This window comes from Nocardia pseudovaccinii NBRC 100343 (assembly GCF_001613225.1).
In the GTDB taxonomy this organism is placed as follows: Bacteria; Actinomycetota; Actinomycetes; order Mycobacteriales; family Mycobacteriaceae; genus Nocardia; species Nocardia pseudovaccinii.
In genome coordinates this window covers 1-3,914 of the sequence record NZ_BDBY01000288.1, presented here as the reverse complement: position 1 = coordinate 3,914, position 3,914 = coordinate 1, and the positions used below count along the sequence as shown (strand labels likewise).

The following is a 3,914-nucleotide window of genomic DNA, read 5'->3' as shown; positions in this document are numbered from 1 at the left end:
CGGGTAGACACAGCCGCGAAAGGAACACGGTAATGCCAGATTTCGACCGCGCCGAACTCGACGAGATGGTCCGGCGCTGGGTGCTGGAGAATCAGCGCTGCGAGGAAAAGGGCGATTGGAAGCCGCTCGCCGAGATGTACACCGAGGACGCCACCTACGGCTGGAATTATGGTCCGACCCAGGAATTCATGGCAGTGGGACGGGCCGAGATCCGAGAACTCGCACTCGGCCAGGAGATGGAGGGGCTGGAGGGCTGGTCCTATCCCTACCAACAGTTCGTCACCGATGAGCGCAGCGGCGATGTCATCGGCTTCTGGAAGCAGATCAGCGATAACAAGCGATCCGACGGTCGCAACTACAGTCCGGAGGGCATCGGCGGCAGCTGGTTCCGCTACGGCGGCAACTACCAATGGTCTTGGCAGCGTGACTTTTTCGACTTCGGCAATGTTTCGCAGTTGTTCGTGGAGATGATCCAGAACAACGCACTGACGGCAGGGATGCAGAAGCGCATCCAACGGTCGGTCTCCGGAAAGACACTGCCGGGCTGGTATCGGATCGGCGAAGCACCGGTTCCACTGTGGTGATTTCGAGCTTCGATCGGTTGTCGCGGGCCCAGCTGGCGACGCTGGTGCCCGAACTGCTGCTGTGCGGTCACCTGATCGACCGGTCCGGAATGGCGCATTCCATCGGGGCATTCGGGCGGGAGGGCATGGCGGCGGTCGCCATCGAGGAATGGCAGCTCGCCAGTCCGGTCTATACCCGCCGGATGCGCCGCGCGCTCGATTTCGAGGGCGATGACGTGCCGACGATCTTCAAGGGCCTGCAACTCGATATCGGTGCGCCGCCGCAGTTCATGGACTTCCGGTTTCGCGTCGACGATCGCGACCACGGCGAATTCTGGCTGGACCACTGTGGCGCGCTGGCGGATGTGGAGCCGCTCGGCGAGGAGTTCGTGGTTTCCATGTGCCACGACATCGAGGATCCGACCTTCGACGCGACCGCTCTCGCCACCAATCCGCATGCACAGGTCCGGCCGATCCACCGGCCGCCGCGTCATCCGGCGGACCGAAAGCCGGTGTGCGCGTGGACCGTCGTCATCGACGAGGCACATATCCCACCGCCCACACCGCCGAATGCCCGGGTGGTGGCCAACTCTCGAGCCGCACTGCTGGAACTGTCCCCGATCGACAAGGACGATCCGGGCCAAAGCGATTACGCGGGCCCGCTGCTCAGCGACCTGCGCTTCACCGACTTCTCCAAATCCGCGCTGGTGCGCATGGCCGACGAGGTCTGCCTGCAACACCATCTGCTCACCATCGGCTTCATGACCGCCGTGCGTACTCGGTCCGCCGACGCCGCAACGGATATCGGCCGCAAACAATTCACCGGCATCGCCGGACTCACCTCCGAGCGGATTCGCAACGCACTCGGCCTCGGCGATGATCCGGCCGCGCTGGCCGAGGTACTGCTCCTTCATCCGGCATGGAATCCCTTGCCGTACACCGGCATCGACGTATCCGTCACTGACGATGCGGTGCGTCTGCGAGTGCCACGGCACAGTGATGCCAATACCGACCGCACCTGGCCATCGATGATCGATCCCGACCATCTTGCACCGCTGGCGGCAATGGCCCGTGGCGTGAATCCACGGTTCGACGTGCACTCGACCACTTCCGACGAGCACGGCTGGACCGCTGAGATAGTTCTCGCCGCAGCGCCGTTCAAGGAGGCGACCGAGGTGGCCATCACCCGGATCAGCACCGGCGCCGCCTTCACCTTCACCGACCGCGGCATACCGCTGCCGCTCACCGTCATTCGCTGAGAGTGAATTGCCATGTCCCACAATTTCGCCGACCTCTTCGAGCATGCGGTCGACGCGATGCCGGAGCGCACCGCGCTGATAGAGGGCGATCGCGCACTCACCCTCGCCGAACTCGACGCCCGCGCGAATCGCCTCGTCGATCATCTCGGCTCGATCGGCGTCGGCCCCGGTACGCACGTGGGCTTCCAGATGCACAACGGCATCGAAACCATGACCACCCTCATTGCCTGCTTCAAGCTGCGGGCAGTCCCGATCAATATCAACTATCGGTACGGCGTCGAGGAACTGCGCTACCTCTACGACAATGCCGACCTCGAAGTGCTTGTGTGCCACAAGAAATACGCAGACGACGCACTGGAAGCACTCGCCGACACGCCGTCGATCCGGGTGCTGATCGTCGACTCCCGGCCACTTGCCGACACCATCCCCCCGGCAGCATCCGCCTCGTATGAGCAGGCCCTACTCTCGGGCTCCCCCGACCGCCGTGCGACCGACCGCAGCCCCGACGACCTGTTCATGATGTACACCGGCGGCACCACCGGCCGACCCAAGGGCGTCATGTGGCGGCAAGAGGATATGTGGCGAGTGCTCGGCGGCGGTATCGACTTCTACACGAACGAACCGGTTTCCGACGAATATCAGCAGTCCCGGGTCGGCGCACAGGGCGAACCGAGCACCTGGTTCGTCCTCCCGCCGCTCATCCACGCCGCCGCGATGATGCCGTCCTTCACCGCCCTGTGGTCCGGCAATGCCGTGATCTTCGAGCCCAAATTCGATGCGCGGCGGGTGTGGCAGGTGGTCGAACAACATCGCCCGCAAATCATGGTGATCACCGGCGATGCCATGGCCCGTCCGCTGATCGATGCCTACCGTGCCGCCCCGGTCGACGCGTCCTCGCTCGTCGCCATCGGCTCCGGTGCCGCGCTGCTGTCCCAACCGGTGAAAAACGCACTACTGGAACTGTTTCCGTCGACGGTCGTCTCCGATTCCATCGGGTCCTCCGAAACCGGTTTCGGCGGTATCGGTTTCGCACAGAAGGACGACAATCCCGGCCGCGGTCCACGCGTGCACAGCGGGCGCGGCGCGATCGTGGTCGATGATGCGGGAAGGCAGGTCGAACCCGGTTCCGAGGGCTGGCTCGCCAAGACCGGTGCGGTGCCGATCGGCTACTACAAAGATCCGGAGAAGACCGAGCGGCTGTTCAAAACAGTCGACGGCGCCCGGATCGTGGTGACCGACGATCGCGCCAGGGTCGAGCCGGACGGCTCGGTGACCCTGATCGGCCGCGGCAATATGGTCGTCAATACCGGCGGCGAGAAGGTCTTCGTCGAAGAGGTCGAGAGCGTGGTGAAGGCGCACGAAGCCGTCTACGACGCGGTGGTGATCGGGCTCCCGCACGAGCGCTGGGGCCAGCAGGTGGCGGCGGTCGTATCGGTCGCGGGCGCCGGGCCGGTGGATTTCGCCGCGCTCGAGCGCCATGTGCGCAAGCATCTCGCGGGGTACAAGGTGCCCAAGCAGATCTGGCTGGCCGAGGTCGTCACGCGCGCCCCGAGCGGGAAGCCCGATTACCGCTGGGCGCGGGAGTACGCGGCGAGCCGCGCACCGGATCATCAGGCGGATTGACCATGTCTCGGCATGCATTCGACCAGGTCATCCGTATCAAGCCCCTGACAGTCAGGATGAGAACGTGTTCTAATTCGAGAGCATCTGCCGTCAGCACGGAGAAGGTCCGATGAATACAACCGAAGCCACGAAGGATTCCGCACCGGCGCTGCCCGCCCGGATCACCGAAGCGCTGATCGGCAGGCTGACCGCAATGGTGGCGGCCTCCGGCACCGCCGATCCGTATTCGATGGTCGAGGTCTACACCGGGGCCGCGGTCGGTGAACTACCTCAGTCGACCCCCGAGGACGTCGCCGCCGCCTACGCGACCGCCCGAGCGGCCCAGCAGGAATGGGCCGCCTGGCCGCTGCGGCGTCGGCTGGCGGTCTTCGCACGCGCACACGACCTGATTCTCGCCGAATACGAAACCATCGCCGACCTGATCCAGATCGGCTGCGGTAAGACCCGCCGCATGGCCTTCGAGGAATCC

General features: G+C 64.7%; 4 protein-coding genes. All 4 read left to right on the top strand.

Features of this window, described 5'->3' with window-relative positions; all coding sequences use genetic code 11:
- The first annotated feature begins 32 nt into the window (after positions 1-32).
- The gene (locus tag NP3_RS34540) at positions 33-584 is read left to right on the top strand and encodes a nuclear transport factor 2 family protein (protein ID WP_063824988.1); all 552 of its coding nucleotides are present in this window, start codon (positions 33-35) and stop codon (positions 582-584) included.
- Positions 578-1,822: a hypothetical protein gene (locus tag NP3_RS34535; protein ID WP_063045929.1), complete on the top strand. Its 1,245-nt coding sequence runs from the start codon at positions 578-580 to the stop codon at positions 1,820-1,822. The genes NP3_RS34540 and NP3_RS34535 overlap by 7 nt, the downstream gene beginning before the upstream one ends.
- A gap of 12 nt (positions 1,823-1,834) precedes the next feature.
- On the top strand, positions 1,835-3,445 hold the full coding sequence (locus NP3_RS34530) for an acyl-CoA synthetase (protein WP_063045928.1): 1,611 nt from the start codon (positions 1,835-1,837) through the stop codon (positions 3,443-3,445).
- A 109-nt stretch (positions 3,446-3,554) separates the two neighbouring features.
- Positions 3,555-3,914: aldehyde dehydrogenase family protein (locus tag NP3_RS34525; protein ID WP_157124744.1), on the top strand; the 360-nt coding region annotated here is incomplete at its 3' end.

Bases quoted from the DNA above. Each gene is read 5' to 3' on its own strand.
- NP3_RS34540 (WP_063824988.1), top strand. From the start codon at position 33: ATGCCAGATTTCGACCGCGCCGAACTCGACGAGATGGTCCGGCGCTGG.
- NP3_RS34530 (WP_063045928.1), top strand. From the start codon at position 1,835: ATGTCCCACAATTTCGCCGACCTCTTCGAGCATGCGGTCGACGCGATG.